This window comes from Nocardiopsis oceanisediminis, assembly GCF_048595525.1.
GTDB classification, from domain to species: Bacteria; Actinomycetota; Actinomycetes; order Streptosporangiales; family Streptosporangiaceae; genus Nocardiopsis_A; species Nocardiopsis_A oceanisediminis.
In genome coordinates this window covers 1,203,511-1,229,809 of sequence record NZ_JAFMZJ010000001.1, presented here as the reverse complement: position 1 = coordinate 1,229,809, position 26,299 = coordinate 1,203,511, and the positions used below count along the sequence as shown (strand labels likewise).

At 74.1% G+C, this 26,299-nt stretch carries 18 protein-coding genes; 6 read left to right on the top strand and 12 right to left on the bottom strand.

The genetic code is table 11. The features are described 5' to 3' along the window. Nucleotides 1-46: 46 nt before the first annotated feature. The 6 genes from J0910_RS05590 to J0910_RS05565 form a co-directional block, all read right to left on the bottom strand. On the bottom strand, nt 47-1,450 hold the full coding sequence (locus J0910_RS05590; protein WP_420161897.1) for an NAD(P)/FAD-dependent oxidoreductase: 1,404 nt from the start codon (nt 1,448-1,450) through the stop codon (nt 47-49). A 172-nt stretch (nt 1,451-1,622) separates the two neighbouring features. Then, nucleotides 1,623-2,462 carry an ABC transporter permease gene (locus J0910_RS05585; RefSeq protein ID WP_420157444.1) on the bottom strand — a complete coding sequence of 280 codons (840 nt, stop codon included), beginning with the start codon at nt 2,460-2,462 and terminating at the stop codon, nt 1,623-1,625. Then, a complete protein-coding gene (locus tag J0910_RS05580) occupies nt 2,459-3,334 on the bottom strand; it encodes an ABC transporter permease (RefSeq protein WP_420157443.1) in 876 nt (291 codons plus the stop codon). The genes J0910_RS05585 and J0910_RS05580 overlap by 4 nt, the downstream gene beginning before the upstream one ends. Nucleotides 3,335-3,347: 13 nt before the next feature. Then, nucleotides 3,348-4,574, bottom strand: a complete 1,227-nt coding sequence (locus tag J0910_RS05575) for a polyamine ABC transporter substrate-binding protein (RefSeq protein ID WP_420157442.1) — start codon at nt 4,572-4,574, stop codon at nt 3,348-3,350. Between the two features lie 36 nt (nt 4,575-4,610). Next, nucleotides 4,611-5,771 (bottom strand): ABC transporter ATP-binding protein, encoded by a 1,161-nt coding sequence (locus J0910_RS05570; RefSeq protein ID WP_420157441.1) that lies wholly within the window; start codon nt 5,769-5,771, stop codon nt 4,611-4,613. Nucleotides 5,772-5,869: 98 nt separating this feature from the next. Next, complete coding sequence (locus tag J0910_RS05565) at nt 5,870-7,321, bottom strand: gamma-aminobutyraldehyde dehydrogenase (protein ID WP_420157440.1); 1,452 nt, start codon at nt 7,319-7,321, stop codon at nt 5,870-5,872. Between the two features lie 766 nt (nt 7,322-8,087). On the opposite strand from J0910_RS05565, the gene J0910_RS05560 reads away from it, so the two are divergent. The 3 genes from J0910_RS05560 to J0910_RS05550 all read left to right on the top strand — a co-directional run bounded on the left by J0910_RS05560 (nt 8,088) and on the right by J0910_RS05550 (nt 14,490). Further along, nucleotides 8,088-9,563, top strand: a complete 1,476-nt coding sequence (locus J0910_RS05560) for a D-ribitol-5-phosphate cytidylyltransferase (RefSeq protein WP_420157439.1) — start codon at nt 8,088-8,090, stop codon at nt 9,561-9,563. Continuing rightward, on the top strand, nt 9,560-11,539 hold the full coding sequence (locus tag J0910_RS05555; protein ID WP_420157438.1) for a glycerophosphotransferase: 1,980 nt from the start codon (nt 9,560-9,562) through the stop codon (nt 11,537-11,539). Before J0910_RS05560 ends, J0910_RS05555 begins: the two co-directional genes overlap by 4 nt. A gap of 203 nt (nt 11,540-11,742) precedes the next feature. Beyond that, nucleotides 11,743-14,490: a CDP-glycerol glycerophosphotransferase family protein gene (locus J0910_RS05550; protein ID WP_420157437.1), complete on the top strand. Its 2,748-nt coding sequence runs from the start codon at nt 11,743-11,745 to the stop codon at nt 14,488-14,490. Nucleotides 14,491-14,614: 124 nt separating this feature from the next. Here J0910_RS05550 and J0910_RS05545 read toward each other — a convergent pair whose 3' ends face one another. From J0910_RS05545 to J0910_RS05530, 4 genes are all read right to left on the bottom strand, one after another. Continuing rightward, nucleotides 14,615-15,403, bottom strand: coding sequence for a crotonase/enoyl-CoA hydratase family protein (locus tag J0910_RS05545; RefSeq protein ID WP_420157436.1), 789 nt, complete (start codon nt 15,401-15,403; stop codon nt 14,615-14,617). A 12-nt stretch (nt 15,404-15,415) separates the two neighbouring features. Next, nucleotides 15,416-16,189 carry an SDR family NAD(P)-dependent oxidoreductase gene (locus J0910_RS05540; protein WP_420157435.1) on the bottom strand — a complete coding sequence of 258 codons (774 nt, stop codon included), beginning with the start codon at nt 16,187-16,189 and terminating at the stop codon, nt 15,416-15,418. Between the two features lie 69 nt (nt 16,190-16,258). Beyond that, entirely contained in the window at nt 16,259-17,719 is a 1,461-nt protein-coding gene (locus tag J0910_RS05535) for an APC family permease (RefSeq protein WP_420157434.1), read from the bottom strand. Nucleotides 17,720-17,859: 140 nt separating this feature from the next. Further along, nucleotides 17,860-18,171, bottom strand: a complete 312-nt coding sequence (locus J0910_RS05530) for a hypothetical protein (RefSeq protein ID WP_420157433.1) — start codon at nt 18,169-18,171, stop codon at nt 17,860-17,862. A 464-nt stretch (nt 18,172-18,635) separates the two neighbouring features. Here J0910_RS05530 and J0910_RS05525 point away from each other — a divergent pair, with 464 nt between their 5' ends. Both J0910_RS05525 and J0910_RS05520 read left to right on the top strand, forming a co-directional pair. Continuing rightward, nucleotides 18,636-20,300 carry an ABC-F family ATP-binding cassette domain-containing protein gene (locus tag J0910_RS05525; RefSeq protein ID WP_420157432.1) on the top strand — a complete coding sequence of 555 codons (1,665 nt, stop codon included), beginning with the start codon at nt 18,636-18,638 and terminating at the stop codon, nt 20,298-20,300. A gap of 380 nt (nt 20,301-20,680) precedes the next feature. Next, on the top strand, nt 20,681-21,220 hold the full coding sequence (locus J0910_RS05520) for a hypothetical protein (protein WP_420157431.1): 540 nt from the start codon (nt 20,681-20,683) through the stop codon (nt 21,218-21,220). A gap of 42 nt (nt 21,221-21,262) precedes the next feature. On the opposite strand, the gene J0910_RS05515 is transcribed toward J0910_RS05520, so the two are convergent. Further along, nucleotides 21,263-22,141, bottom strand: a complete 879-nt coding sequence (locus J0910_RS05515; RefSeq protein ID WP_420157430.1) for a hypothetical protein — start codon at nt 22,139-22,141, stop codon at nt 21,263-21,265. A gap of 102 nt (nt 22,142-22,243) precedes the next feature. Beyond that, a complete protein-coding gene (locus J0910_RS05510; RefSeq protein WP_420157429.1) occupies nt 22,244-23,080 on the bottom strand; it encodes a MerR family transcriptional regulator in 837 nt (278 codons plus the stop codon). Nucleotides 23,081-23,249: 169 nt separating this feature from the next. Here J0910_RS05510 and J0910_RS05505 point away from each other — a divergent pair, with 169 nt between their 5' ends. After that, nucleotides 23,250-25,985: a WD40 repeat domain-containing serine/threonine protein kinase gene (locus J0910_RS05505; RefSeq protein WP_420157428.1), complete on the top strand. Its 2,736-nt coding sequence runs from the start codon at nt 23,250-23,252 to the stop codon at nt 25,983-25,985. The last annotated feature ends 314 nt before the right edge of the window (nt 25,986-26,299 follow it).

The following is a 26,299-nucleotide window of genomic DNA, read 5'->3' as shown; positions in this document are numbered from 1 at the left end:
TCCGTGAATCGAAGCACACCGCCTCGGAGCCTGCCAAGGGCCCGGGTCAGCTGTCGAAGCCCATCCCGAACCGGTCCAGGGTGCGCAGCCACAGGTTGCGCCGGCCCCCGTTGCGGTCGGCGGCGTGCGCGGCGCGCTTGGTCAGCTCGATGCCGGCGTAGCGGAGCGGCTCGGGCGGGAACGGGATCGGCTTCTCCTTCACCATGGCGAGCCGGGTGCGCTCGGTGTCGGCCCCCTCCAGCAGGTCGAGCACGGTGAGCGCGCCGAACCGGGTGGCGCCCACGCCCAGCCCGGTGTAGCCGGCGGTGTAGGCGAGCCGGCCTCCGTAGGCCTGGCCGAAGAAGCCGCAGAACCGGCTGCAGGTGTCGATCACCCCGCCCCAGGAGTGGCTGAACCTGACCCCCTCCAGCTGCGGGAACGTGGTGAAGAAGTGCTCGGCGAGGGTGCGGAAGGTCTCCGGGCGCTGGTCGTGCTCGGGCCGGACCTTCCCGCCGTAGTGGTAGACGATGTCGTAGCCGCCCCACAGGATCCGGTCGTCGGCGGTGAGCCGGTAGTAGTGGAAGAAGTTGGCCGAGTCGCCCAGCCCCTGCCGGCCCTTCCAGCCGATCGCGGCCTTCTGCTCGGCGGTGAGCGGCTCGGTGGTCAGCACGTAGTCGTGGACCGGGGCGACGTAGTGCCGCAGCCGGCGCAGCGGGCCGGGGAAGGCCCCGGTGGCCCAGGCGGTGCGGCGGGCGGTGACCGCGCCCCGGGCGGTCTCCAGCCGCAGGCCGCCGCGGACCGGGGAGATCCGGCGCACCGGGCTGTGCTCGTGGATCCGCACCCCCAGCCGGAGGCAGGCCTCGCGCAGCCCCCAGGCGAGCCGGCCCGGGTGCAGCATGGCGCAGGCGCCGGGCTCGATCATCCCGCCGACGTAGGTCGGCGAGTCCACCTCGGAGCGGGCCTCCCCGGCGGAGAGCAGCACCGCCTCGTGGCCCAGCGCCCGCAGCGACTCCGCCTGCTCGGCGAGCGACTCCATCTGCCACTCCTCGGTGGCGACCAGCAGCTCCCCGGTGCGCTCGAACTCGCAGTCGATGCCGTGCCGCTCGACCGCCTCGGCGATGCCGTCCAGGTTGGCCCGGCCCAGCCGCTCCAGCTCGCCGATCTCCTCCGGCCAGCGCTCCAGGCCGTTGAGGTGGCCGTGGGTGATGCTGGCGGCGCAGAACCCGCCGTTGCGCCCGGAGGCGGCCCAGCCCGCGGTCCGGGCCTCCAGCAGCACCACGTCCCGGCCGGGGTCGCGCTCCTTGGCGCAGAGCGCCGCCCAGAGGCCGGAGTAGCCGCCGCCGACGACGGCGAGGTCGGCGGAGGCCTCGCCGCGCAGCGGGGCGGCCGGCTCGGGGACGGCGTCGCCGTGCACCTCCGGGTCGAGCCAGAACGGGGACGGCCGGGTGCCGGCCAGGGAGGCGTCGATCATGGACGCGGAAGGGGTCGGTGACGTGCTCGGTGACACGCTCTCACTCCGTTGCCCGGCCGCCTGCGCGGCGGCCGTCTCGTCGAATGCGTGGAAGCGCGGGGGCGGGTGCGCCCCGCGCGGTGCGGCGGCCGGCGGCGGCGCGGAGGGCTCCCCGCGCCGGCGCCGGGCCGGCTCAGCCGCGGCGGCGGGCCACGGCGGCGTTGATCACCGCCAGCAGCACGCCGACCGCGAAGATCAGTGTGCCCATGACGTTGACCTGCGGCGGGGTCCCCACGCGGGTGGTGCCCCAGATCCACAGCGGGAACGTGGTGGTGCTGCCGCTGACGAAGGTGGTGATGATGTAGTCGTCGATGGAGAGCACGAAGGCGATCAGCCCGCCGGCCATCAGCGCGGGGAACAGCATCGGCAGGGTGACCAGCCGGAACGTGGCCCAGGGCGAGGCGCCCAGGTCGCGGGCGGCCTCCTCCAGGGCGGGGTCCAGGGCGAGCACCCGGGCCCGCACCGTGATCGCCACGAACGACACCGAGAACATCACGTGCGCGATCAGGATGGTCCAGAACCCGGTCGCGATGTTCATGGTGAGGAACATGGAGAGCAGCCCGGCGCCGAGCACCACCTCCGGCGCCGAGATCGCGGAGAACATCACCAGGTCGGTGAGGGCCTTGCCGCGGAACCGGAACCGGCCCATCGCCAGCCCGAGCAGCCCGCCCAGCACCCCGGCGATCAGCATGGTCAGCACCGCGATGGCCAGCGAGGCGAGCAGCGCCCGGGTCAGGTCGGGGTAGGCGAACACGTCGGCGTACCAGCGCAGGGTGAACCCCTGCCAGGTGACGTTGTGCCGGCCCTGGGCGTCGTTGAAGCCGAAGGCGACCATGAACGCGATCGGCGCCAGCAGCCAGGCGATGACCGCCCAGGTGAAGTACTTCCCCCAATCCGGCCTCCCCCGGCCGGCGCGGCGGCGCGGCCGACCGCGGTCCGGGGCGGGCCGGGGCCCCTCGGTCACTGCGCTCATCGGGCCTGCACCTCCATCACCTGCTTGGTCCCCAGCGCCCGCGCGTAGGAGAAGATGCCGGCCAGCAGCACCGCCATCAGTACGAAGGTGATCGCGGCGGCCATCGGGTAGGCGTTGTTCACCAGGTACTGGCTCTCGATGATCCGGCCGACCATGGTGTTGTGCGCGCCGCCGAGCACCTGGGCGTTGACGTAGTCGGCGGAGGTCGGGATGAACGTCATGATCACCCCGGCGAACACGCCCGGCAGGGACATGGGCAGCACCACCGAGGCGAACGCCCGGACCCGCCCCGCGTAGAGGTCCTGGGCGGCCTCCACGACGCGGTGGTCCATCCGCTCCAGCACCGCGTAGACCGGCAGCACCATGAACGGCAGGAAGTTGTAGGCCAGGCCGAAGACGACGGCCGGCGCGGTATTGAGCACATGGGCGTCCCCCGGGAGCAGGCCGATGTCCTTGAGCGGCCCCAGCACGATGCCCTCGTCGGCCAGGAAGGCCTTCCAGGAGATGGTGCGGAGCACGAAGGAGACGAACATCGGCAGCAGGAGCAGCAGCAGGTAGGTGTTCTTGTAGGCGCCGCCGCGGAAGGCGATCCAGTAGGCCACCGGGTAGCCGATGGCGATGCACAGCAGGGTGGCGCAGGCGCCGTAGAGCAGGGAGCGGGCGATCTGCTCCCAGTAGGCCGACACGGCCTCGGCGTAGTTCCCGAACTCCCAGGTGAAGACGTATCCCTGGTAGAGGTTGCCGGACATCAGCGACATCGACAGCACGGTCGCCATCGGCACCAGGAAGAACAGCGCGAGCCAGAGCCAGGCCGGCGCGACCAGCAGGTAGGGCGCCGCCCGCGCGAGGCGGGGGCGGTCTCGGTCGGTCATCTGCCCTCCGCTCCTAGGACTGGGTCACCGAGAGGAACATGGGGGAGAACTCCTCCTCCTGCACCAGGGTGAGCGGGACGTAGTTGTGCAGCCGGGCGTAGTCCTGCTCGGTGGGGAAGACCAGCGGGCTCTCCACCAGGTCCGCCAGGAACTCCCCGTCCTCGCCGGAGGCCTCGGCGGCCTCGCCGCGCAGGATCTCCTGCGCCTCGGGGACCGGGGTGATGTAGTTGATGTACTCGGTGAGCCCGGCGGCGGTCTCCGGGTCGTAGAGGAAGTCCATCAGCATGATCGCGTCCACCGGGGCGGCCGCGGTGATCGGGATCATCATCAGGTCGCTCCAGAGCGTGGCGCCCTCCTCGGGGATGATGAACTCCAGGCCCGCGCCCTCCTCCGCGTTCTGCTGGAAGACGTCGCCGGACCAGGCCATGGAGAGCCACACGTCGCCGTTGGTCAGCGGCTGGATGTAGTCCTGCTGGTAGTAGCGGCGCACGATGCCGGCGTCGCGCTGCTCCTCCAGCCTGCGCACCGCCTTCTCCCAGTCCTTCCCGGTGGAGTCGGCGGGCGCCGTCCCGTCCAGCAGCAGGGCGAAGTTGGCGATCTCCTGCGGGTCGGCCATCATGCCGACCTTGCCGGCGAACTCCGGGTCCCACAGGTCGGCGATGCTCGTGATCTCCCGGTCCAGGTAGGCGGGGTTGTAGGCGATGCCGGTGATCCCGGAGGTGTAGGGGACGGTGAACCGGTTGCCCGGGTCGTACTCGGCCTCCTTGTACTTGGCCCCGGCGTGCTCGGCGAAGTTCGGCAGCCGGTCGTGGTCGAGCGGGGCCAGGTAGCCCAGTTCGACCAGCTTGGTCAGCTCGATGCCGTTGGTGAGGACCATCAGGTCGTAGCCGATGGAGGCGCCGTCGGCCAGCATCGGCTGGATCTTGCCGAAGAAGGAGTGGTTCTCCTGGACCGCCTCGTCGTAGTCCACCTCGACCCCGGTGGCCTCGGTGAACTCCTTGAGCTGGGTGCGCTCGGCGTCCATGTACAGCGGCCAGTTGGCGAAGGAGAGCGACCCGGTGCTCTTCCTGCCCTTCCAGTAGGCCTCGGTGGCGGGCGTCCTGCCCGCCCCCTGGCCCTTGACGCTGCAGCCCGGCAGCGCGGCCGCGGCGGCCGCCAGCGCCGCGGCGCCGAGCACGCTCCGCCTGCTGGGGCGGGCCCGGGTCAGTCCTCTGCGGAGGGCCGGGTCGGTTCTGCTCACGGTTCGGCTCTTTTCCGTACGGGGGTTCGGGGGGCGCTAGCCGGGCAGTACGTAGGACTGCTCGGGGCTCCAGGTCAGCCGGACCCGGTCGCCGCGGAGCGCCGCGGCCGCCGGCCCGGCGCCGTTCTGCGCGTGCACGGCCAGTTCGGCGCCCCCGTCGGCCTCGACCGTGTAGTGCGTCGCCGAGCCGAGGTAGACGACCTCGGTGACGGTGCCGGGCAGGCAGGAGGCCCCCGCCTCCGCGTGCTGCGCTCCGTCCCCCTCGGCGGCCAGGGAGATCTTCTCCGGGCGGACGGTGATCTCCACCCGCTCGCCGGGTGCGGCCGAGCCGGCCGCGCGCACCAGGCCGCCGCCGACCGGGACGTCGATCACCCCGCCGGAGGAGGCGGAGACCTCCCCGGAGAGCAGGTTGGAGGTGCCGATGAAGCCCGCGGTGAACCGCGTCGCGGGCCGCTCGTAGATCTCCTGCGGGGCGCCCAGCTGCTCGACCAGGCCGCCGTTCATCACCGCGATCCGGTCCGAGAGGGTGAGCGCCTCGCCCTGGTCGTGGGTGACGTAGACGAAGGTGATGCCGACGTCGCGCTGGATCCGCTTGAGCTCCATCTGCATGGACTGGCGGAGTTTGAGGTCGAGCGCGGCCAGCGGCTCGTCCAGCAGCAGCGCGCTGGGCCGGTTGACCAGCGCCCGCGCCAGGGCGACCCGCTGCTGCTGGCCGCCGGAGAGCCGGGTGGGCCTGGTGCGCTCCCGGCCGGCCAGCTCGACCAGCTCGACGGCCTCGCCGACCCGGCTGCGCACCTCTGCGGCGGGCACGCCCTTGCGGCGCAGCCCGAAGGCGATGTTGTCGAAGACGCTCATGTGCGGGAAGAGCGCGTAGCTCTGGAACACCATGTTGACGTCGCGGCGGTGCGGCGGCACCCCGGTGACGTCGGCCCCCTTGAGCCGGACCGTGCCCTCGGTCGGCTCCTCGAACCCGGCGACCATCCGCATGGTGGTGGTCTTGCCGCATCCGGAGGGGCCGAGCAGGGAGAAGAACTCGCCCTGCCCGATCTCCAGGTCGACGCCGCGCACCGCGGCGACCTGCTCGCCGCCGGAGCGGTAGGTCTTGGCCACCCCCTCCAGCGCGATCGCGGGGACGGCGTCCTGCTGCTGCCCGGTGCGCTCCGCCGCAGCGGTGCCCGGTTCGGTCGTACTCGCCATGGCATCCCTCCTGCCCGTCCGTACCTCGGCGCGCCGCTCCGGCCGCCGCACCGGGGCCGGGGCGGGCGCCGCCGCCCCGGTCCCGCCGGCCCGGGGACTCAGTCCCGGCCGATGTAGCTCATCACGTGCTTGACCCGGGTGTAGTCCTCCAGGCTGTACAGCGAGAGGTCCTTGCCGTAGCCGGAGTGCTTGAACCCGCCGTGCGGCATCTCCGCGACGATCGGGATGTGGGTGTTGATCCACACGCACCCGAAGTCGAGCCGCCGGGAGACCCGCAGCGCGCGGGCGTGGTCCCGGGTCCACACGCTGGAGGCCAGACCGTAGCGCACCGAGTTGGCCCAGGCGACGGCGGTGTCCTCGTCGTCGAACCGCTGCACGGTGATGACCGGGCCGAAGACCTCGTCGGTGACCAGCTCGTCGCCCTGGCGCAGCCCGGTGACCACGGTGGGCTCGTAGAAGAAGCCCTTCGTCCCGGAGCGGGAGCCGCCGGCCGGCACCTCGGCGTGGCCGGGGACGCGGTCCAGGAAGCCGGAGACCCGCTCCAGCTGGGCGGCGTTGTTCAGCGGGCCGTACGCGGCCCCGGTGTCCTCCGGGCCGCCGGTGCGGGTGGCGCGGGCCTGCTCGGTGAGCGCGGCGACGAAGTCGTCGTGCACGCGCGGGCCGGCCAGCACCCGGGTGGCGGCGGTGCAGTCCTGGCCGGCGTTGAAGTAGCCGGCCTCGGCGATGCCGGCCGCGGCCCGCTCCACGTCGGCGTCGTCGAAGACGATGACCGGGGCCTTTCCGCCGAGCTCCAGGTGGAGGCGCTTGAGGTCGGTGGAGGCGCTCTGGGCGACCTCGAAGCCGGCGCGGGTGGAGCCGGTCAGCGAGATGAGCTGCGGGACGGGGTTCTCCACCAGGGCGCGGCCGGTGTCCCGGTCGCCGGTGACCACGTTGAACACGCCCGGCGGGAGGAAGTCCGCGGCGATCTCGGCGAGCAGCAGGGTGGACATCGGGGTGGTGTCGGAGGGCTTGAGCACCAGGGTGTTGCCGGCGGCGAGCGCGGGGCCGATCTTCCAGGCGGCCATCGCCATCGGGTAGTTCCACGGGGTGATCTGCCCGACCACGCCGATCGGCTCGCGGCGGATCCAGGAGGTGTGGTCGGCCATGTACTCCGAGGCGGCCTTGCCCTCCAGGTTGCGGGCGGCGCCGGCGAAGAACCGGAGCGCGTCGGTGACCTGCCAGATCTCCTCGTCCTTGGTGGTCTGCACCGGCTTGCCGCAGTTGGCGACCTCGGCGGCGACCAGCTCGTCGGCGCGCTCGTCCACGGCGTCGGCGAACCTGTTCAGCGCGATCTGCCGCTCGGCCGGGGTGCTGTCCCGCCAGCCCCCGTCGAAGGCCGCCTGCGCCGCCTGGAACGCGGCGTCGACGTCGGCGGCGGAGGAGACCGGAGCGTGCGCGATGACCTCGCCGGTGGCCGGGTCGACCACCTCGCCGGTCCTGCCGTCGCGCGCCTCGGTGTAGGCGCCGTTGACGAAATTGCGCAGCACCCGGGGGCTGCTCTGGTCGGTCATCCGGAACTCTCCTGAGGAAGGTGACGGAGGGCACAGTGCGTATGCTCCGTACCCTGACAGAGCCGCCCACACAACACAAGGGATTCCGTTGTAAATCTCCTGTTTCACCATTGATCCGCCATCACTTGACGCACACTTCAACCGTTTCCCTGTAACCGACCGGGAAATCGCGGCGGTAGCACACCCCGCGGGCACCGGCCCCGGGCAGGGGCGGGCGGAGCGCGGCCGGCAGGGGGCGCCGCGCGGGGCGCGGCCGCGCCCCGCGCACCGACGGAGCGGAGCCGGGCGGGCACGCAGTGTCGGAAAACGGCGGCCGCAGATCACGGATCGATTACCGGATAGGAGTTCCCGACAACGGATAGGCGGGCAAAGCGTCGGCAAAAAAGTACCGGCGAACGGTAAACCGAACGCGCCCCTCGCGCGTAGGGGGCGGGCCCGGGAACACCCCCGAAGCGGCGGAAGAAACCGTTCCGCACCTCACCCGGTGATCCCCGACACCGCCGAGGCACCGCGCCGACCTGGGCGGATGCCCTCCCCCTCCGGCGGAGGGGCGGTTCCGGGCCGCGGCGCGCAGGCACACTCGGGCGGACAGAACGTGAATTTTATCCGGCGGCAGGTATAACCTGGAGGCAAATACCGGTTTACCGCCCCTTTCTCCTGCCCTCCCCCGGGAAACACTCGATCGTTCCTCCCCGGATGCGGACGCAACGGGCGGCGCATTCCACCGCGCACCGGTTCACCGCCTGTCGCCCCTAGGAGATTCGCCGTGTCCGCGACCGACCCCACCGCGTCCGCTCCCTCCCGCGGCGCGCGCACCATCGCCGTCGTGCTCGCCGGGGGCAGCGGACGGCGCATCGGCCTGGCCACCCCCAAGCAGCTGCTCAAGATCGCCGGGAAGACGATCCTGGAGCACACGCTGGCCCTGTTCGACCAGGCCCCCGGCATCGACGAGATCCTGGTCATGATGAACCCCGGGTTCGTCTCCGACGCCGAGGAGATCGTCAAGAAGGCCGGCTTCACCACCGCCGTCCAGGTGCTGCCCGGCGGCACCTCCCGCAACGCCACCACCCAGCTCGCGCTGGACGCCCTCCACGCCCACCCGGGCGAGAGCACCAACGTGCTGTTCCACGACGCGGTCCGCCCGCTGCTCTCGCAGCGCATCATCGCCGACTGCATCACCGCGCTGGAGGAGCACGCCGCCGTGGACGTGGCCATCCCGTCCGCGGACACCATCATCGAGGTCGACGCCGAGGACCTCATCACCGACGTGCCCAAGCGGTCCCGGCTGCGCCGCGGCCAGACCCCGCAGGCGTTCCGCCTCGCGGCCATCCGCGAGGCCTACCGGAACGCCTGGGAGGACCCGGGCTTCGAGGCCACCGACGACTGCACCGTCGTGCTGCGCTACCTGCCGGGCACCCCGATCCACGTGGTCGAGGGCGACGGGCACAACATGAAGGTCACCGAGCCGGTGGACATCTTCATCGCGGACAAGCTCTTCCAGCTCGCCGCGGCCGCCGCCCCCGCGCTCACCGGGGCCGACCGCACCGAGCGGCTGACCGGGGCCACCGTGGTGGTGTTCGGCGGCAGCCACGGCATCGGCGCCGGCGTGGCCGAGTTCGCCGAGCGGCACGGCGCCCGGGTGTTCCGCTACTCCCGCGGCACCACCCGGACCGACGTCGCCGACCCCGACCAGGTGGCGGCGGCGCTGGCCCAGGCGCACGCCGCGACCGGGCGGATCGACCACGTGGTCAACACCGCCGGCGTGCTGGAGATCGGCCGGCTGGACGCCGCCGACCCGGCCGCCATCGAGCGGAACCTCCGGATCAACTACCTGGCGCCGGTGAGCATCGCCCGCGCCGCCTTCCCCTACCTGGCACAGACCCGGGGGCAGCTGCTGCTCTACACCTCCAGCTCCTACACCCGCGGCCGCGCCGAGTACAGCCTGTACTCCTCGGCCAAGGCGGCCACGGTCAACCTCACCCAGGCGCTGGCCGACGAGTGGGCCGCCGACGGGGTGCGGATCAACTGCATCAACCCCGAGCGCACCGCCACCCCGATGCGCACCCGGGCGTTCGGCGACGAGCCGGCCGGCTCCCTGCTCAGCGCGGAGAAGGTCGCCCGCACCTCGGTCGACGTGCTGCTGTCCGCGCTGACCGGCCAGGTCGTCGACGTCCGCCGGGAGGACCCGACCGACCCCGCCGCGCTCGCCGCGGCGGCCGCCGCCGGAGAGGAGATCCGATGAGCGCCCCGCACGAGGAGTCCGAGCCGGTCCTGCTGCCGTTCCTCGCCTACGGGTTCGGCTACTTCCTGCTGCTGATCGGCGCGCTGCCGGCCTCGCCCGCGCCCTTCGCGCTGGGCCTGGTGCTGTGCTACGGCACCGAGGTGCTGCTCATGGTGCGCGCCTCCCGGGCCGCCAAGGCCCTGTCCCAGCTGCGGTTCGGCATCACCTCCCGGGCGCTCCTGCGCCAGCTGCTCACGCTGGGCCTGCTCGCGGACGGGGCGCTGGCCGGCGGCACCGGGTTCTGGTGGGTTCTGGTCTGCTTCGCGCTGCTGTTCGGCGTCCAGTTCTGCTACGGCTACCTGGCCCGCCGGCTCCGCTCGGTGCGCCGGCTGCCCGTGGTCACCCGCAACATCGACCTGGGCCCGCTGCGCGTCACCGACGCGCCGCCCCGGATCCTGGTGCACGACGTGATGGCCCGGCTGCTCCTGCTGGACCTGCCGCTGCTGGCCGGCGCGGTGGCCTACACCGCCACCGGCGCGGTGGCCGCGGCGGCCGTCGGCGGCGCCGTGTCGCTGGCCGCCACCCTGGTGCCGTCCGCGCTGCTCCTGCGCCACCTGGTGCGGGACCGGGCCATCGCCTCCTCCGCGGAGGCCATGGAGTACGCCCAGCGCTGGCTGGACTCCTACCGCCCCGAAGTGGTGCTCTACTTCTCCGGTTCGGCCGACTCCGCCTACCAGGTGAACATGTGGCTGGAGTCGGTGCGGGCGCTGCCCCGCCGCTCCGTGGTGGTGCTGCGCGAGCGGGCGGTCGCCGCCCAGCTGGCCGCCACCCCGCTGCCGGTGCTGTGCGTGCCGGCCTCCACCGACCTGATGGCGCTGGACTTCGGCCCGGCGCGGGTGGCGCTCTACCCGGCCAACACCGGCAAGAACATCCACATGCTGCGCAACCCGCAGATGCGGCACGTGTTCATCGGCCACGGCGACAGCGACAAGATCGCCAGCGTCAACCCGTTCAGCAAGGTCTACGACGAGGTGTGGACCGCCGGGCGGGCCGGGCGGGACCGCTACGCGCTGGCCGCGGTCGGCGTGCGCGACGAGACCATCGTCGAGGTCGGCCGGCCCCAGCTGTCCCCGGTCCGCCCGGACACCGCGCCGCGCTCCCGGCCCACCGTGCTGTACGCGCCGACCTGGGAGGGCTGGACCGACGAGCCGGGCAACACCTCGCTGATCGAGGCCGGCCCGGCGATCGTCCGGGCGCTGCTCGCCGCCGAGCCCGGGGTGCGGGTGATCTACAAGCCGCACCCGTTCACCGGAATCCGGTCGGCCGCGGCCCGGACCGCGCACCGGCGGATCACCGAGCTGCTCGCCGCGGCCGGCTCCGCCGCACCGGCCCGCCCGGCCTCGCCGCGCCTGGCCGGGCTGGAGGCCCGGCTGAACGCGGTCGACACCCTGGACGAGTCGGTGGACGAGGCGCAGCGCTCCCGGGACGCCGGCCGGCCCGGCGCCTCCGACGCCGACGAGATCGCCGGGCTCACCGCGGAGTGGCACCGGCTGTTCTGGGAGTCCAAGGCCGACGGCGAGCACCTGGCCGTGCAGGGCCCGCGTCCGTCGCTGTACTCCTGCTTCAACGAGTCCGACCTGCTGATCAGCGACATCTCCAGCGTGGTCGCCGACTTCGTGTCCAGCGGCAAGCCGTACGCCATCGCCAACTGCGAGGGCGTCACCGACGAGGAGTTCCGCGCCGAGCACCCCACCTCCGGGGCGGCGTTCCTGCTCTCCCCGGACGCCGGCGGGCTGGACGAGGCGCTGGACGCGGCCCGGGCGCCGGGCACCGACCGGTTCGCCGACGCCCGGCTGCGGCTGCGCGAGTACCTGCTCGGCCCGGACCTGCCCCCGTCCCAGGAGCGGTTCGCCGCGGCCGTGGACGACCTGTACGAGCGCACCGCCCGGGTGCGCCCGCTGGACGGCCCCGCCGGGCTGCACGAGCGCGCGGCCTGAGGCCGCACCGCGGGGCCGGGCGGAGGGGCCTCCCCCTCCCGCCCGGCCCCGCCCCCGCCCCTCCCACTCCCCTTCTCCCCCTCCTCCCCCGCGACGGCCCGAGCGCCGCGGCCCGGCCCCGGGCCGGCCTGCTCCGGGGCGCGCGGGGAGGGAGCCCTGATCCCTTCCCGGCCTGCGGGCCGGGGCGCCCTGTTGGAGGCCCGGTGACCGGAACACCGTTCGAGATCCCCGACGAGCTGCGGCGGCGGATGCGCTACCTGCCCGAGGCCGGCCCGGCCGAGCGGGAGGCGTTCATCGCGGAGGCCCGCGCGTTCACCGAAGAGCACGGCACCGCGGCGCTCGCCGCCGGGCTGGGCCCGGTCACCCGGCTGAAGTGGTTCCTGGCCGGCGCCGGGCGGACCGGCGAGCTGCTCGCGCTGATCCGGCACGACCGGGAGTTCCCCTCCGCCTACCGGATCAAGGGGCTGCGCCGGCCCCGGCCGGACATCCCCGGCGTCGACGTCTCCTCGGTGCCCGATGAGATCGCGGTGCTGCGCAAGGACGAGATCCCGCTGCGCGCCAAGGCCACCTCGATCGACTGGGTGGACGGCGCGCTGCGCATCCGCGGCTACGCGTTCCTGCGCAACGCCGCGGTGCCCGGGCGGCCCCGGCTGCCCCGGTTCGCCTGGCTGAGCCGGCCCGGCGAGCGGCGCCGGATCCGGCTGCCGCTGCGCGCCCGCACCGAGCCGCAGGCCACCCTCGACTCCCGGCAGCCGCTGCACTGCTTCGACGGCGCCGGGTTCGAGATCACCGTCGACCCGGCCCGGCTGCGCGGCGAGGGCGGCCTGCGGACCGGGAGCTGGACGCTGACCCTGGGCGTACCCGGCCCGCACCTGGTCCGGCGCGGCGGCATCGCCCCCGGCCAGGTCGGCCGGGAGGGCCACCCGTTCGCCCGCGACCTGGGCGACGGGTACCAGCTGGTCTGCGAGCCGGCCAAGGGCCGGCTGCGGATCACCGTGCGGCGCGGCGCCGCACGGGTGGAGGCCGCGGAGTTCGGCGGCGGCGCGCTCCGCCTGGAGCTGTCCGCCCGCAAGGAGCCGGTGCTGCTGCGGGTGGTGTGCGAGGGCGGCGGGGAGCCGGACCGGGAGTACCCGCTGACCTCCGCCGGCGGCGGGCCGGGCCGGTGGAGCGCCGAGCTGCCGCTGGACGGGCTGGCCGCCCCCGCGGCCGGCGCGGCCACCCGGCACCTGCGCCCGATCGTGGTGTTCGCCGACGGCACCGAGGAGCGCCCGGCCGCCGGGGCGTCCCTGGTCCCGGCCGAGCGGGCGCTGGGCTCCGGCCGCGAGCTGGCGGTGGCGGCCACCGGCACCGGCCTGGCCAACCTGGCCGAGCGGACCGCCGGCCCGGTCGTCGACTCCGCCGAGTGGAGCGGCGGCGACCTGGTGCTCTCCGGCTCCTACTCCGACCCCGGCCGGCCGATGGTCCTGGTGCTCCGGCACGGCGAGCGGTTCGAGGAGGTCCGGCTGCCGTTCGAGGCGCCGGGCGGGCGCTTCACCGCGCGCATCGCCCCGGAGCGGGTCCCCTCCTTCGGCGACGAGGTGCCGCTCCGCAAGGGCCGCTGGTACCTGCGGCTGCGCCCGGAGGGCGAGCGGGGCACCGAGCGCGACGTGCCGCTGCGGATCCGCACCGACCTGCTGGACGGCATCCCGAAGCCGCTGCCCGGGGTGCGCCGCGCGTTCCGGCTCGACCGCCGCTTCCACGACCTGCTCTTCATCGCCTCGGAGAAGCCGCTGCCGATCGACGCGCAGGGCCCCTACCGGCAGCGGCTGCTGCGCGAGGAGTTCACCGCGGCGGCCAAGCGCGAGCCGCTGCGCGAGGCGGTGCTCTACAACAACTTCGGCGGCCGGCAGTACTCCGACTCCCCGCGCGCGGTCCACGAGGAGCTGGTCCGGCGCGGCGTCGAGGTGGAGCACCTGTGGACCGTCGCCGACCAGCAGGCGGTGCCGCCGGAGGGCGTCCGGGCGGTGGAGTGGAAGAGCCGGGAGTGGTACGAGGCGCTGGCCCGCAGCCGCTACATCGTCACCAACACCAACGGCGGGTTCGGCGAGTGGTTCGCCAAGCGCGAGGGGCAGGTGGTGGTGCAGACCTGGCACGGCACCCCGCTCAAGCGGATCGGCGCCGACCTGCGCGGCACCGTCAAGGCCAACGAGGCCTACATCGCGAGCCTGCCGCACCAGTCCCGGCAGTGGGACGTGTTCGTCTCCCCGAACACCTTCGCCACCCCGGTGCTGAAGAACGCCTTCGCCTACGAGGGCGACATGCTGGAGTCCGGCTACCCGCGCAACGACCTGTTCCACGCCCCGGAGGAGGAGCGGCGGGCGCGCGCCGAGCGCACCCGCAGGCTGATCGGGATCCCCGAGGGCAGGCGGGTGGTGCTCTACGCGCCGACGCTCCGCGACGACCAGCGGCACAGCGGCAAGCGCTTCAAGCTGGACCTCCGGGTCGACCTGGAGGCGGCCGAGAAGGAGCTGGGCGCCGACCACGTGCTGCTGGTCCGCAAGCACGGCCGGGTGGTGGACAGCGTTCCGGGCGCCGGCGAGGGCTTCGTCTTCGACGTCTCCGCCTACCCCGACATCGCCGACCTGTTCCTGATCACCGACGTGCTGGTCACGGACTACTCGTCGTCGTTCTTCGACTTCGCGCACTCCGGCCGGCCGATGCTGTTCTTCACCTACGACCTGGAGCACTACCGGGACACGCTGCGCGGCTTCTACTTCGACTTCGCCGAGCGCGCCCCCGGGCCGCTGATCAAGACCTCCGAGGAGCTGGTCCGGTCGATCCGGGGGATCGACGCGGTCACCGAGGAGTACCGGGAGCGCTACGCCGCCTTCGTCCGCGACTTCTGCGACCCCTCGCACGGCCGCGCCGCCGCCGAGGTGGTCGACCGGATGCTGGAGCTCGGCGGGGAGTGACCCGGAGCGCCCGGCGCAGGGCCGTCCAGCGGGACGGCGTCCCGTGCGCCTCCCAGGACACCGGGACCGCCGGGGGCGGGGGCGGCGCTCCTCGGAGCGGGCCGCCCCTCCCTCCGCCGGTGCCCTAGGCGCCCTTCCAGTTCGGCTTGCGCTTCTCCGCGAAGGCCGCGGCGCCCTCCATGGCGTCGTGGCTGACGAAGACCGGGCCGGTGATGGCGTCCTGCCTGGTCCACATCTCCTCGGTGGACCAGTCCTCGGACTCGTTGACGACCTGCTTGGAGACGGCCACCGCGAGCGGGGCGTTCTCCGCGATCCGCGCGGCGAGCCGCTTGGCGCCGTCCAGGGCGCCGCCGCTCGGCTCCACCGCGTTGACCAGGCCCAGTTCGGCCAGGCGCGGCGCGTCCACGAAGTCGCCGGTGAGGGCGAACTCCATCGCGATGTTGCGCGGGATGCGGTGCTGCAGCCGGAGCAGCCCGCCGCCCGCGGCGACCAGGCCCCGCTTGGCCTCGGGGATGCCGAACTTCGCGTCCTCGGCGGCGACCACCAGGTCGCAGGCGAGCACCGTCTCGAACCCGCCGGCCAGGGCGTAGCCCTCCACGGCGGCGATCAGCGGCTTGCGCGGCGGGCGCTGGGCGAACCCGGCGAAGCCGCGCCCCTCCACCACCGGCACCTCGCCCTTCATGAAGGCCTTGAGGTCCATGCCGGAGCAGAAGGTGCCGCCCGCGCCGGTGATGATGCCGACCGTGAGGTCGTCCCGGGAGTCCAGGTCGTCCAGGGCGTCGGCGATGCCCTGGGCGACGGCGGCGTTCACCGCGTTCTTCGCCCGGGGCCGGTTGATGGTGATGACGGCGACCCCGTCGGCCGCCTCGTAGAGCACCGCCTCCTCGGCGGGGGCTCCGGTCGTGTCCGCCATGCGTCCCCCTCGCTACTTGGGCGGCATGCGCAGGCCGCCGTCGATCCGGACGACCTCGCCGTTGATGTAGCTGATCTCCAGCAGGGAGCGGACCAGGCGGCCGAACTCGTCGGCGGTGCCCAGCCGCTTGGGGAACGGCACCGGCGCGGCCAGGCGCTCCTTGAACGCCTCGGACTCCGGCCCCTGCCCGTAGATGGGGGTGTCCAGGATGCCCGGGGCGACGGTGTTCACCGTGACGCCGATGGCGGCCAGGTCGCGCGCGGCCGGCAGGGTCATGCCGATCACGCCGCCCTTGGAGGACGAGTAGGCGATCTGCCCGATCTGCCCCTCGATCCCGGCCAGCGAGGCGGTGTTGACGATCGCCCCGCGCTCGCCGTCCTCGTTGACCGGCTCGGTCTTGGCCATCGCCGCGGCGGACAGCCGCAGCAGGTTGAAGGTGCCGATCAGGTTGACGTCGATGACCTTCTTGTAGGCGGCCAGGTCGTGCGGGACGCCGTCCCGGTCGACGGTCCGGGTGGCCCAGCCGATTCCCGCGCAGGCCACCGCCGCGCGCAGCGGCTTCCCGGTGGCCACCGCGGCGTCCACCGCGGCCTGCACCTGGGCCTCGTCGGAGACGTCGGTGGCGGCGAAGACGCCGCCCACCTCCTTGGCCACGGCCTCGCCGCGCTCGGCGTTGAGGTCGGCGACGACCACGGTCGCCCCGGCCTCGGCCAGCTGCCGTACGGTCGCTTCCCCGAGCCCGCTCGCACCGCCGGAGACGACGGCGGCAACTCCATTCAGATCCATGTGCGGAACCTTACCGACCCCGCGCCGCCCCGACTAGAACCAGGTTCGGTTTTTCGCGCCCCCCCGACGTCAGCCCCGTCCCCGCCCCCGTTCCCGCCCCCGGGCCTCGACCGCGGCGATCAGCCGGCGCTCCGCGTCGGCCCCGGGGGCGGTCCGCGGCATCCGGGCCATGAACACCGCGCCCAGCAGCCACCAGGCGCCGACCATGGTCCACTCCCAGGGCCAGGAGAGCGCGGCGGGCATGCCGGGCAGGTACAGCACCAGCAGGCCGAGGCTGAGCAGCAGCGCGGTCCAGCCGACGAACGGGCCCGCCGGGGCGCGGAACGGGCGCTCCATGCCCGGCTCGCGGCGGCGCAGCAGCAGGAAGGAGAGGGCCACCACGGCGTAGGCGACGACGATGTTCAGCCCGCCCGCGTTGACCAGCCAGCCCAGCATCGCCTCGCCGAACAGCGGGGCCAGCAGCGAGAGGGCGCCGATGAACAGCACCGCGTTGGACGGGGTCCGGTACTTCGGGTGCACCTTGGCGAACCAGCGCGGGATCATCCGCGACTCCGCCATCGCGTAGAGCAGCCGGCTGCCCCCGATCAGGAAGGCGTTCCAGCTGGTCAGCAGCCCGGCGATACCGCCGAGGACGAGCACGTTGCCCATCGCCCCGCTGTCCCACATGGCGGCCATCGCGTCGGCCGACGCCAGCTCGGCCCCGGCCAGCCCCTCGGCGTCGAGCCCGGCGCCGGCGGTGAGCATGATCAGCACGTACCAGCCGGCGGCGCAGGCCACCGAGACCACCAGCAGCGTGCCGACCTGGCGGTAGGGGATCTTCACCTCGCCGGCCGACTGCGGGATCACGTCGAACCCGACGAACAGGAACGGCACCGCGACCAGCACCACGAAGATGCCGGAGGGACCGCCGGTGAACAGCGGCTCCATGTTCTGCACCGAACCGCCGGCGAACGCGCCGACGACCATCACCGCGCCGGCCGCGAGCAGGAACAGCACCGCGACGGTCTGGAAGACGCTGGCCGGCCGGATGCCCATGTAGTTCAGCCAGGTGATGACGGCGGCGGCGAGCACGCCCAGCGCGACCAGGCTGGCCTGCACGTCGTACCCGGCGACCGTCCACAGCCGCCCGGCGCCCATGTCCGGGAAGAGGTAGAGCACGGTCTGCGGCACCGCGACGGCCTCGAACGCCACCACCGACACGTAGCCGAGCACCATCGCCCAGGAGGCGACGAACGCGCCGTGGCCGCCCAGCGCCCGCAGCGCGTAGTGGTGCTCGCCGCCGGCGTGCGGCATCGCCGAGACCAGCTCGGCGTAGGTGAACCCGACGAACGCGATGACCACGCCGCCGATCACGAAGGCGAGGGCCGCGCCGGCGCTCCCCGCCGCGTTGATGAAATCGCCGGTCAGCACGATCCAGCCGAAGCCGATCATCGCGCCGAACGCCAGCGCCAGGACGTCCCCGCGCCCCAGCACCTTCAGGAGGCCGCCGGCGCCTCCGGCCGAACCGCTCTTGCTCGCCGCTTCGGACATGGCCGCGGGTCCCATCCGTCCGGTCGACAGGGTCAGGGGCCCATCAATGCAGGTTCCACCCCGGTCCGACAAGACTTCATTTCGGAGTGATCCACGTCACTTTAGTCCACCGCGTACAAAGCGGCCCGGCGGGCCCGCCTTCAGCCCTCGCCGTCCTTGGCCCGTTTGACCAGGTCGACCGCCTGCTGCAGGGTCAGCCCGGGGAGGGCGTCGCGGACGGCCTTGACCGCCTGGACCTCCTTCTCCCGCGGGTCGACGCCGGCGTCGGCGAGGACCTGCCGGGTCCAGCGGATCCGCGGGTCGGCGTCGGTCTCCTGCTCCAGAATGGCCAGGGCGCGGAGCAGTCCGGGCCTCTCGGCCGGATCGGCGCCGTCCAGAGCCCCGCGCAGCGCCTCCACCGCGGAGTCGATGTCGCGGAGCACGATCAGGTTGGCCTGCGGTCTGCGAAACACGTCGGGGTCCTCTCCCTCGGGTTCTCCGGGCGGTCGCGCCCGGAGCCGGCTCCGCCCTCGGGCGGGAGCGCGCGAGCGGGGGCCGCGCTCCGCACCGGAGGCGGACCGGCCCCGGGCGCCCGCAACCGTAGCCCCTCCGGTCCGCTCCCCGCACCCGCGCCCCCGCAGGTCGCGGCCGGGCGGCGCGCGGGCCGGAAAACCCTTTGCGCTTCCGCCGGGGAGCGCCGTAGCCTTCCGTCCGTGCGCAAGTGACCATCGAGACCACGCACCGGGACGCGCGGCGGCTCGCCCTTCATGAGGCTGGAGCCATGCCCCTCCCGGTGCGTCCCTTTACGCCAGACACCAACCGGCGCGGTCTCGATGCAGCGGTCCGGCGCACTCCGCGTGCGCCCGGCGGCCCGACCCCGCCGCTCCGGACCACTGGCACTCGCGGCCCGCCCCGATCGCCTCGGAGGTGGACGCCCTTGTCCCGTACCCCCGCCCCCCGCACCGCCGGCGCCCCGTCCGGTGCGGGCCCCGCACCGCTGCTGCGCGCCCGCGACCTCGCCAAGTCCTTCGAGGGCCGGCCGGTGCTCGACGGGGTGTCGCTGGACGTCGCCCCCGGGCGGCGGCTCGGCCTGGTCGGCGAGAACGGCACCGGCAAGTCGACGCTGCTCGGCCTGCTCTCCGGCGCCCTCGACCCGGACTCGGGCACGGTCGCCCGGCCGAGCGACACCGGCTTCCTGCACCAGGAACCGCCCTACCCGGAGGAGGCCCCGCTGGGCGCGATCGTGGAGGACGCGCTGGCGCCGAGCCGCGCCGTGGAGCGCGAGCTGGCCGCGCAGGCCGAGGCGGTGAACGCCGCCCCGGACGCGGCCGGCCCGGCCCGCGCCTACGCCGAGGCGCTGGAGCTGGCCGAGGCGCTGGACGTGTGGCAGGCCGACCAGCGCGCCGAGCTGGTCCTGGCCGGACTGGGCCTGGGCGGCATCGAGCCGGACCGCCCGCTCCGGGAGATGTCCGGCGGCCAGCGCAGCCGGCTCGGCCTGGCCGCGCTGCTCATCCGCCGCCCGCGCGCCCTGCTGCTGGACGAGCCCACCAACCACCTGGACGACGGCGCGGTGCTCTTCCTGGAGGAGTACCTGTCGGCGCTACCCGGCGCGGTGGTGCTGGCCAGCCACGACCGGACCTTCCTGGACGCGGTCTGCACCGGCCTGCTCGACCTGGACCCGGCGGTCGGCGGCCCGGTGCACTACGGCGGCGCCTACACCTACTACCTGGAGGAGAAGCGGAAGGAGCGGGCCCGCTGGGAGCAGCGGTTCCACGAGGAGCAGGACGAACTGCGCGAGCTGCGCGAGTCGGTGCGGACCACGGCCCGCCAGGTCGCGCCCGGGCGGCCGATGGGCAACACCTCGAAGATGCACTACGACTTCAAGGGGGCCCGGGTGCAGAAGCAGGTCTCCCGCCGGGTGCGCAACGCCCGGCGGCGCCTGGACGAGCTGGAGCGGGACCAGGTCCGCAAGCCGCCGCCGGTGCTGGAGTTCTCCTCCGCGCTGACCGGCGCGGCGGCCGACGCCGGGCTGGCGCTGTCCGCCCGCGGCCTGGAGGTGCCCGGCCGGCTCCGCCTGGACCGCCTGGACCTGCCCGCCGACGGGCGGCTGCTGGTCACCGGGCCCAACGGGGCGGGCAAGTCGACCCTGCTGGCGGTGCTGGCGGGGCGGCTGCCCCCGGGGCCCGGCGGCGAGGTGCACTGGCTCGGCGGCGCCCGGGTGGCCCTGCTCGAACAGGACGCGGCCTTCCCCCGGCCGGAGCGGTCGCCGCGCGAGATCTACGCGTCGGCGCTCCCGGACGGGTCGGACGCCCCGCCCCTGCGCGAGCTGGGCCTGCTCGCCCCGGCCGACCTGGACCGCCCGGCGGGCGCGCTCAGCGTCGGCCAGCGCCGCCGCCTGGCCCTGGCCCTGCTGGTGGCGACCCGCCCGCAGGCGCTGCTGCTGGACGAGCCGACCAACCACATCTCCCTGGCCCTGGCCGAGGAGCTGGAGGAGGCCCTGGAGAGCGCCCCGGGCGCGGTCGTCATCGCCAGCCATGACCGCTGGCTCCGCGGCAACTGGCAGGGCTCCCGCCTGCACCTGGTCGACGGCCGCGCGGCCTGACCGGGCGGCGCCTCCCCTCCCGGACCGCCGGGCGGGGAGGCGCCGGCCCCGGGCCGAGGGCCCACGCCGACCGGCCGAAACCCGGGCGAACTTGGGTCCGCTTGGGTCTTTTTGGGCTGTTCAGCGGGGGGTAGCGTCCCAGTCACGAGAACCGAACACCGGAAGGATCGCGGGGCGCCCCGGCATGGTGCCCCCGTCCACCGGGCACGGCGCCTCCACCCCGCTCATGCCGGCAACGACGCCGGCGCCCCGCGCCGCTCCTCCCGGACGGCCGCGAAAGCCCCGCTTGCGCAGCACGCCGGGAAGGTCTCCGGCGTGCCCGGGGCGTGTGCGGGCGAGGCCGCTCCCGGCCGGGTGGAAGCAGGTAGGGAGTGGGAAGAATGCGCTGGCCGGCGAGACTCGCCTTCGCGGCGGTCCTGGTGGCCCTGGTCGTCTACGGTGCACCGCGCCTGGGCATCGACCTCCCCTTCTCCCCGCGGGAGGACGGCCTGGACGAGGCGCGGGCCGGCGAGCTCGCCGACGAGCACCTCGCCGACGCGGTCGCGGCCCTCCCGGGCGCGGCGGAGATGGAGCCGGGCGCCCCGGAATCGGCCGTCGGCACCCCCTGCGCCAGCGACGACCTGGTCGCGGTCGCCAAGAGGTACTCGCTGGACTCCCTCCCCGCCGAGGAGAGCAAGGAGGCCGTCGATGCCCTGGTCACGCACTGGAGCATCAACGGCTACACCGTCCAGGAGGACCTCCGCCCGGACGAGCCCTTCGTCTCCGTGCGCGACCGGAACGACGAGTTCCAACTCTCCGTGCACGGCGGTTCCGGGGAGGACGACGAGTTCTCCATCAGCGCCTCCTCCCCGTGCATCGACGAGGAGCAGGCCGAGGGCGGCTGGCAGCTGCCGGTCCCGGAGTGGCCCTTCCCGGCCTGACCCCGACCGGCCCGGGGACCGGCGGGAGGCGCCGGTCGAGCGTCAGTCCCGGAAAAGCTCCTCAGCGGTGGAAGCGGCCAGCGCCCGGGCGTACCAGCGCTTGATCTCCCCCTGGTCGCGGCACGCCTCGATCCGGCGGCGGTCCTCCGCTGACAGCGCGATGCCCCGGGACTCCAGAACCAGGAAAAGCCCCTCCCGAAGGCCTTTCTCCTGCCCCTCCTCCACGAACCGGTCCGTGTACTCGCTCCGATAACGCACAGGGCTCATGGTCGCGGTCTCCTCCAGCTCGTCGCGGACCTTCCCGTCCAGCAGGGTCAGCGTGTACTCAGTGTATTTCGCGGCGTCGTGCGGGTCGATTCTTTCCAACCCCTCCACCAGTGTCTTCACTGCGCCGGGGGCCTCCGGATGGGCCGCGAAGGCGAGCACCGCCAGTTCCGGGGAGCGGGCGACGTCCTCGGGCGATGCCATCACCGGCAGCCGGTCCGGGCCGAGGACCTGGGGCTTGAGGCGGAAGCCCGGGCCCAGTTCGAACCAGCGGTCGTAGCGGTCGGCGTCGTCCTGGTCCGGGCAGAGCACGAGGAGTGCGACCGGGCAGCGCGACCGGTCCGCCGAGACGCCGCAGTACTCCGCCCAGCGGTAGACCTTCTCTTCGACGAACTCGTTCTGGACCTCGACCACGATCAGCATCTCGGTCTTGTCGTGCTTTTCGATCCGCGCGATCAGGGCGGTGTCGAGCAGGCCGACGACGGCGTCGGCTCTCCGCTCGACCGGAACGACCTCCCCCAGATCGGCGCATTGCAGAACGGCCTGGTCGAATTCGGGGAGTTCGACGCCGAGGCACTCGGACAGCAGCTGCGGGGCGAAAGCGGGGCAGTCCTTGAAGAGCTGCACCCGGGTCTCATGGCCATGGGAAACGGACACGGGAGCAAACTACCGCCCCGATCTCTTTCAGACCGGAGAATGCATTTTCCGGTCCGTTTCCTCCCTTTCACCGGATGAATTCGGATTCGACGCGTTCCGCGGTCAGGTCTCCGCGTCCCCCGCCTCCCCGTCCCCCGCCCTCCGCGGCTCGATCGGGACGGCGATCCTGGTCAGCTGCTCGTCGGGGTCGGTCTCGCCGGGGGTGGCGAGGTAGGTCTCGCGGGCCGGGCCGTGCGGTTGCAGGCCCTGGTCGTGGATCCAGGTGAACAGGGCGTTGTAGGCGAGCGGCAGGTGGGCGCAGGGCCCCTCGTGCATGGTCGAGGCGACGTCGGCGGCGGGCAGTACGGCGCGCTCGGCGCCGCGGGGGACCTCGTCCTCCTCGGTCTCCGCGGCGATGCCGACCCGCATGCCCTCGGCGAGGTCCAGCGGGAGCAGGCCGATGAGCGGGGGGATCCACGGCGTGCCCGCCGCCTCGATGGCGCCGAGCAGCCGGCGCACCCCCTCCTCGGTGCACTCGCCCAGGCCTCCGGGGCCGCACTCCAGGTGCACCGCGGCCAGCCGCCGCTCCGGCTCGTGCTCCCGGACGACCTCGTGATCGGGCAGTCCGCCCTGGGCGAGCCGGGTGAGGACGCCGATCCGCCCGGTGTCCCGGTCGGCCCGCTCGGCCAGCCGCTCCCGCTCGGCCTGGAGCACCACGGTGCGGGTCCGCTCGTCGCCCCGGAGCACGTCGGCGACGACGGCCAGCGGCACGCCCGCGTCGAGCAGCAGCTCCGCGGTGAGCACGTCGCGCGCCTGGGACCGCGCGTAGTACCGGTACCCGGAGTCCGCGTCGACCCGGACCGGCTGCACCAGCCCCAGCTCCTCGTACTCGCGCAGCCGCCCCGCCCCGACCCTGCACAGCCGGGCGAACCGTCCGATGGTGAGCAGCTCGTCCTCCACACCCCTCATGCTCCCCCCGCCCGCCCCGGCAGGGCCCGACCGACACGGCCCCGGCCGCCCCTCCCCCGTCCCTGGCCGCCATCGGCCGGGTTCCGCGCCGCCGGGTGCGCTGGGTATCCGCTACGCTCCCCTCCGGAAGCGACGCGACGAATCCCCCGGAAAGCCCGCCTTGTACGAACTCCGCCCCGACGACCCCCGAGAGCTCGGCGGGTACACCCTGCTGCGACGGATCGGCGCCGGCGGCATGGGCGTGGTCTACCTCGGTGTCCCGGCGGGCGGCGGGGAGCCGGCGGCGGTCAAGGCGGTGCGGCCGGAGTACGCCGAGGACGCCGAGTTCCGGGCCCGGTTCGCCGGGGAGGCGGAGCTGGCGCGCCGGGTGCGCGGTCCCTACACCGCCCGGGTACTCGGCGCCGACACCGAGGGCCCGACCCCCTGGCTGGCCACCGAGTACGTGCCGGGCCCCGGGCTCGACCGGGCGGTGCGGGACGGCGGGCCGTTCCCCGAGGACTCGCTGCGGGTGCTGGCGGCCGGCCTCGCCGAGGCGCTGTCCGCGATCCACTCGGTGGGGCTGGTCCACCGCGACCTCAAACCGTCCAACGTGCTGCTCTCCCCGCGCGGCCCGCAGGTGATCGACTTCGGCATCTCCCGGGCCGTGGACGCGACGTCGTTCACCCGCACCGGCCAGACCCTGGGCACCCCCGGCTACATGTCGCCCGAGCAGGCGACCGGCGCCGACCTGGACCACCGCGGCGACGTCTTCTCCTACGGCGGCGTGCTGGTGTTCGCCGCGACGGGGCGCCAGCCGTTCGGTACGGGCGACCCGGCCGCGCTGCTCTACCGGGTGGTCAACGAGGAACCCGACCTGTCCGGGGTGCCGGACGGGCTGCGCGGGCTCATCGCCTCCTGCCTCGCCAAGGACCCCGCCGACCGCCCCGGCTTGGACGCCGTCCTGGCCGGGCTGGGCGCCGATCCGCTGCCCGGCTCCGATGAAGAGGCCGCCACCGCCTGGCTCCCCGACTCCGTCGCCACCCAGGTCATCCGGACCGCGGCGACGTTGGTCGAGCTCGCGCCCACAGTGGCGCAGACCGTACTGGCCCGGACCGCGGCCCTCCCGGCGGAGCCCGCCCCGGCTGGCGAGGGGCCGGTGGAGAAGGAGAGCGCCGGGGCCGAGGAGCCCCGCGAGGAGAGCGGCCCGGAGGAGCGACAGGACTCCGCCGACCAGGATGCCGTCAGGCAGGACGGCCCGGCCGGCGTCCCCGCCCCTGCCCCGGCCGCCGCTCCGGAGGCGCCCCCTGGCACCCGGTCCCCGGAGGCGGCGGCCGGTCCGGCGCCCGCCGCAGCACCCCCTGCGGTGGAAGAGGCGGAGGCGTTCGCCCCGGCCGGTCTGCCGCCGTGGCCACTGCAGCCGCCGGCCGGGCAGAAGAAGCCGGAGAAACCGGACGAGAGCGACGCTCCGAAGGAGGAGCCGGAAGAACCGGAGGGTCCGGAAGGCCGGCGGCAGGAGGAGCCGGAGGAGGCCGGACCGGAGCCCGAAAGCGGGAACGGGGGTGGCCCGGCGGGCTCCGCACCCGCCGGAACACCGTCCTCCCCCGCCCCCGCCACCGCCGACCGGTCCGAGAACGCCTCCCCGCAGCCGAAGACTCCCCCTGGGAAGGGTGCGCCCGCAGCACCGCGCGCCGGGGCTCCCGCCCCTTCGGCGCCCGCCCCCGGCCGGGCCGCCCCGAAGGGCGACGCCTCCTGGCAGAGGCTGGTGGGCTGGGCGGTCATCGCCATGTCCCTGGTGATCAGCGGGGTGATGGTGGCCCGGAACCTGCCCGAGGAGGTGCTGTACGAAGGCGACGTCACCTGGCGGGATCGCGAAGGGGCGCCCGGCGGGTCCGGTTCGCACCCATCAGGGGAGGCTCCCCTCGTCACCCACGACATCGCACTGCTCGACGGCGTGGGCGGGTTCGCGGCCAACACCTCCGACGGCCTCTACCTGTTCTCCTCCTCCGGACCGGGCTCGAGCACAGGGAAGTACGACGTCCAGGTGCTGACCGAGGCCGACCGCTACTACCGGCACCGGATCACCGCGAGCCGCGACGGGACCGCCGTCGCCCTGTCCGCCCGGGGCAGGAAGGACGGCTCCGGCGGGGACTCCGCCGGGGACACCCTGCACGTGTGGCGCACGGACGGTCCCGGGAAGAACAGCATCGCCCCCGCCGGCGCCTCGCCGGAGGTCCTGGGCACCGAGCTCTCCCCCAACGGGGAGGTGCTCTTCGCGATCCTGGAGGACGACCGCGGGCGGACCGAGGTGCGCGCGTTCGGCGCCCTGGACGGCGCCGAGCTCTTCACGGTCGAAGCCCCCGGCGCCCGGGCCCTCGCCGTCTCACCGAGCGGGATGGACCTGGCCGTCTCCGACGACCGGGGCATCACCGTGCTCAGCACCGCCACCGGCGAGGAGCGCGATCTCCCTGCTCTGGAGGATTCTCCGCGCGGCCTCGGCACCGCGCTGGCCTTCGGCCCGAACGGCAAGGTCGCCGCCGCATCGCAGAGCGCGGTCCAGGTGTGGAGCATCGACGCGGGCGGACCCCCGGAGGAGCTGCCGAGCTTGGCGGAGGGACCGCCCTCCGTCCCACCTGAGGTGGCCGGCCTGGAGTTCTCCGACGGCGGCTCCAAGATCGCCGCCTGGGGGACCGAGGAGGGGGACCCCTTCGTCCGCACCTGGCGAAGCGGTGGCGGGGAGCCGATCGGTGAGGAGCGCGGCGACACGTCTTACGAGGTCTTCTCTCCGTCCCCGGGGTTCACCGGGGCCATCGCCTCCGAGGAGGGCGGAGGCGGCGGCGAGACCAAGGTCTTCCTCCGGCTGCACGACGACTTCTCCGTGGCCGAGGAGATCCCGCTGCCCTTCTCCGAGACTCCGTAGGGGCAGGGGGTGCCCCGACCGGGTGCACCCCACGGGGCGAGGGTTCAAGCAGGCGGCGACGGCGGGGAGGGAGCGTGCTGGCCGGTCGGTCGGGCGCGGCACCCCACGAAGCGAAGGCTCAGACCAGCGGCGACGGCGGGAAGGGGCACCGGCCGACCGGTCCGGCGCGGCACCCCACGGGGTGGCGGTTCAAGCAGGCAGCGAAGGCAGCGGCGGGCACCGGCTGGTCGGTCGGGCGCGGCACCCCACGGAGCGAAGGCACAAGCAGGCAGCGAAGGCGGTGGTGGGGACCGGCCGGCCGGTCCGGCGCGGCA

What these genes read in the sequence shown, in the direction of transcription:
- J0910_RS05555 (WP_420157438.1), top strand. Translation starts at nt 9,560, where the DNA reads ATGAGCGCCCCGCACGAGGAGTCCGAGCCGGTCCTGCTGCCGTTCCTC.
- J0910_RS05590 (WP_420161897.1), bottom strand. Translation starts at nt 1,450, where the DNA reads ATGATCGACGCCTCCCTGGCCGGCACCCGGCCGTCCCCGTTCTGGCTC.
- J0910_RS05580 (WP_420157443.1), bottom strand. Translation starts at nt 3,334, where the DNA reads ATGACCGACCGAGACCGCCCCCGCCTCGCGCGGGCGGCGCCCTACCTG.
- J0910_RS05570 (WP_420157441.1), bottom strand. Translation starts at nt 5,771, where the DNA reads ATGGCGAGTACGACCGAACCGGGCACCGCTGCGGCGGAGCGCACCGGG.
- J0910_RS05545 (WP_420157436.1), bottom strand. Translation starts at nt 15,403, where the DNA reads ATGGCGGACACGACCGGAGCCCCCGCCGAGGAGGCGGTGCTCTACGAG.
- J0910_RS05520 (WP_420157431.1), top strand. Translation starts at nt 20,681, where the DNA reads ATGCGCTGGCCGGCGAGACTCGCCTTCGCGGCGGTCCTGGTGGCCCTG.
- J0910_RS05540 (WP_420157435.1), bottom strand. Translation starts at nt 16,189, where the DNA reads ATGGATCTGAATGGAGTTGCCGCCGTCGTCTCCGGCGGTGCGAGCGGG.
- J0910_RS05585 (WP_420157444.1), bottom strand. Translation starts at nt 2,462, where the DNA reads ATGAGCGCAGTGACCGAGGGGCCCCGGCCCGCCCCGGACCGCGGTCGG.
- J0910_RS05535 (WP_420157434.1), bottom strand. Translation starts at nt 17,719, where the DNA reads ATGTCCGAAGCGGCGAGCAAGAGCGGTTCGGCCGGAGGCGCCGGCGGC.
- J0910_RS05565 (WP_420157440.1), bottom strand. Translation starts at nt 7,321, where the DNA reads ATGACCGACCAGAGCAGCCCCCGGGTGCTGCGCAATTTCGTCAACGGC.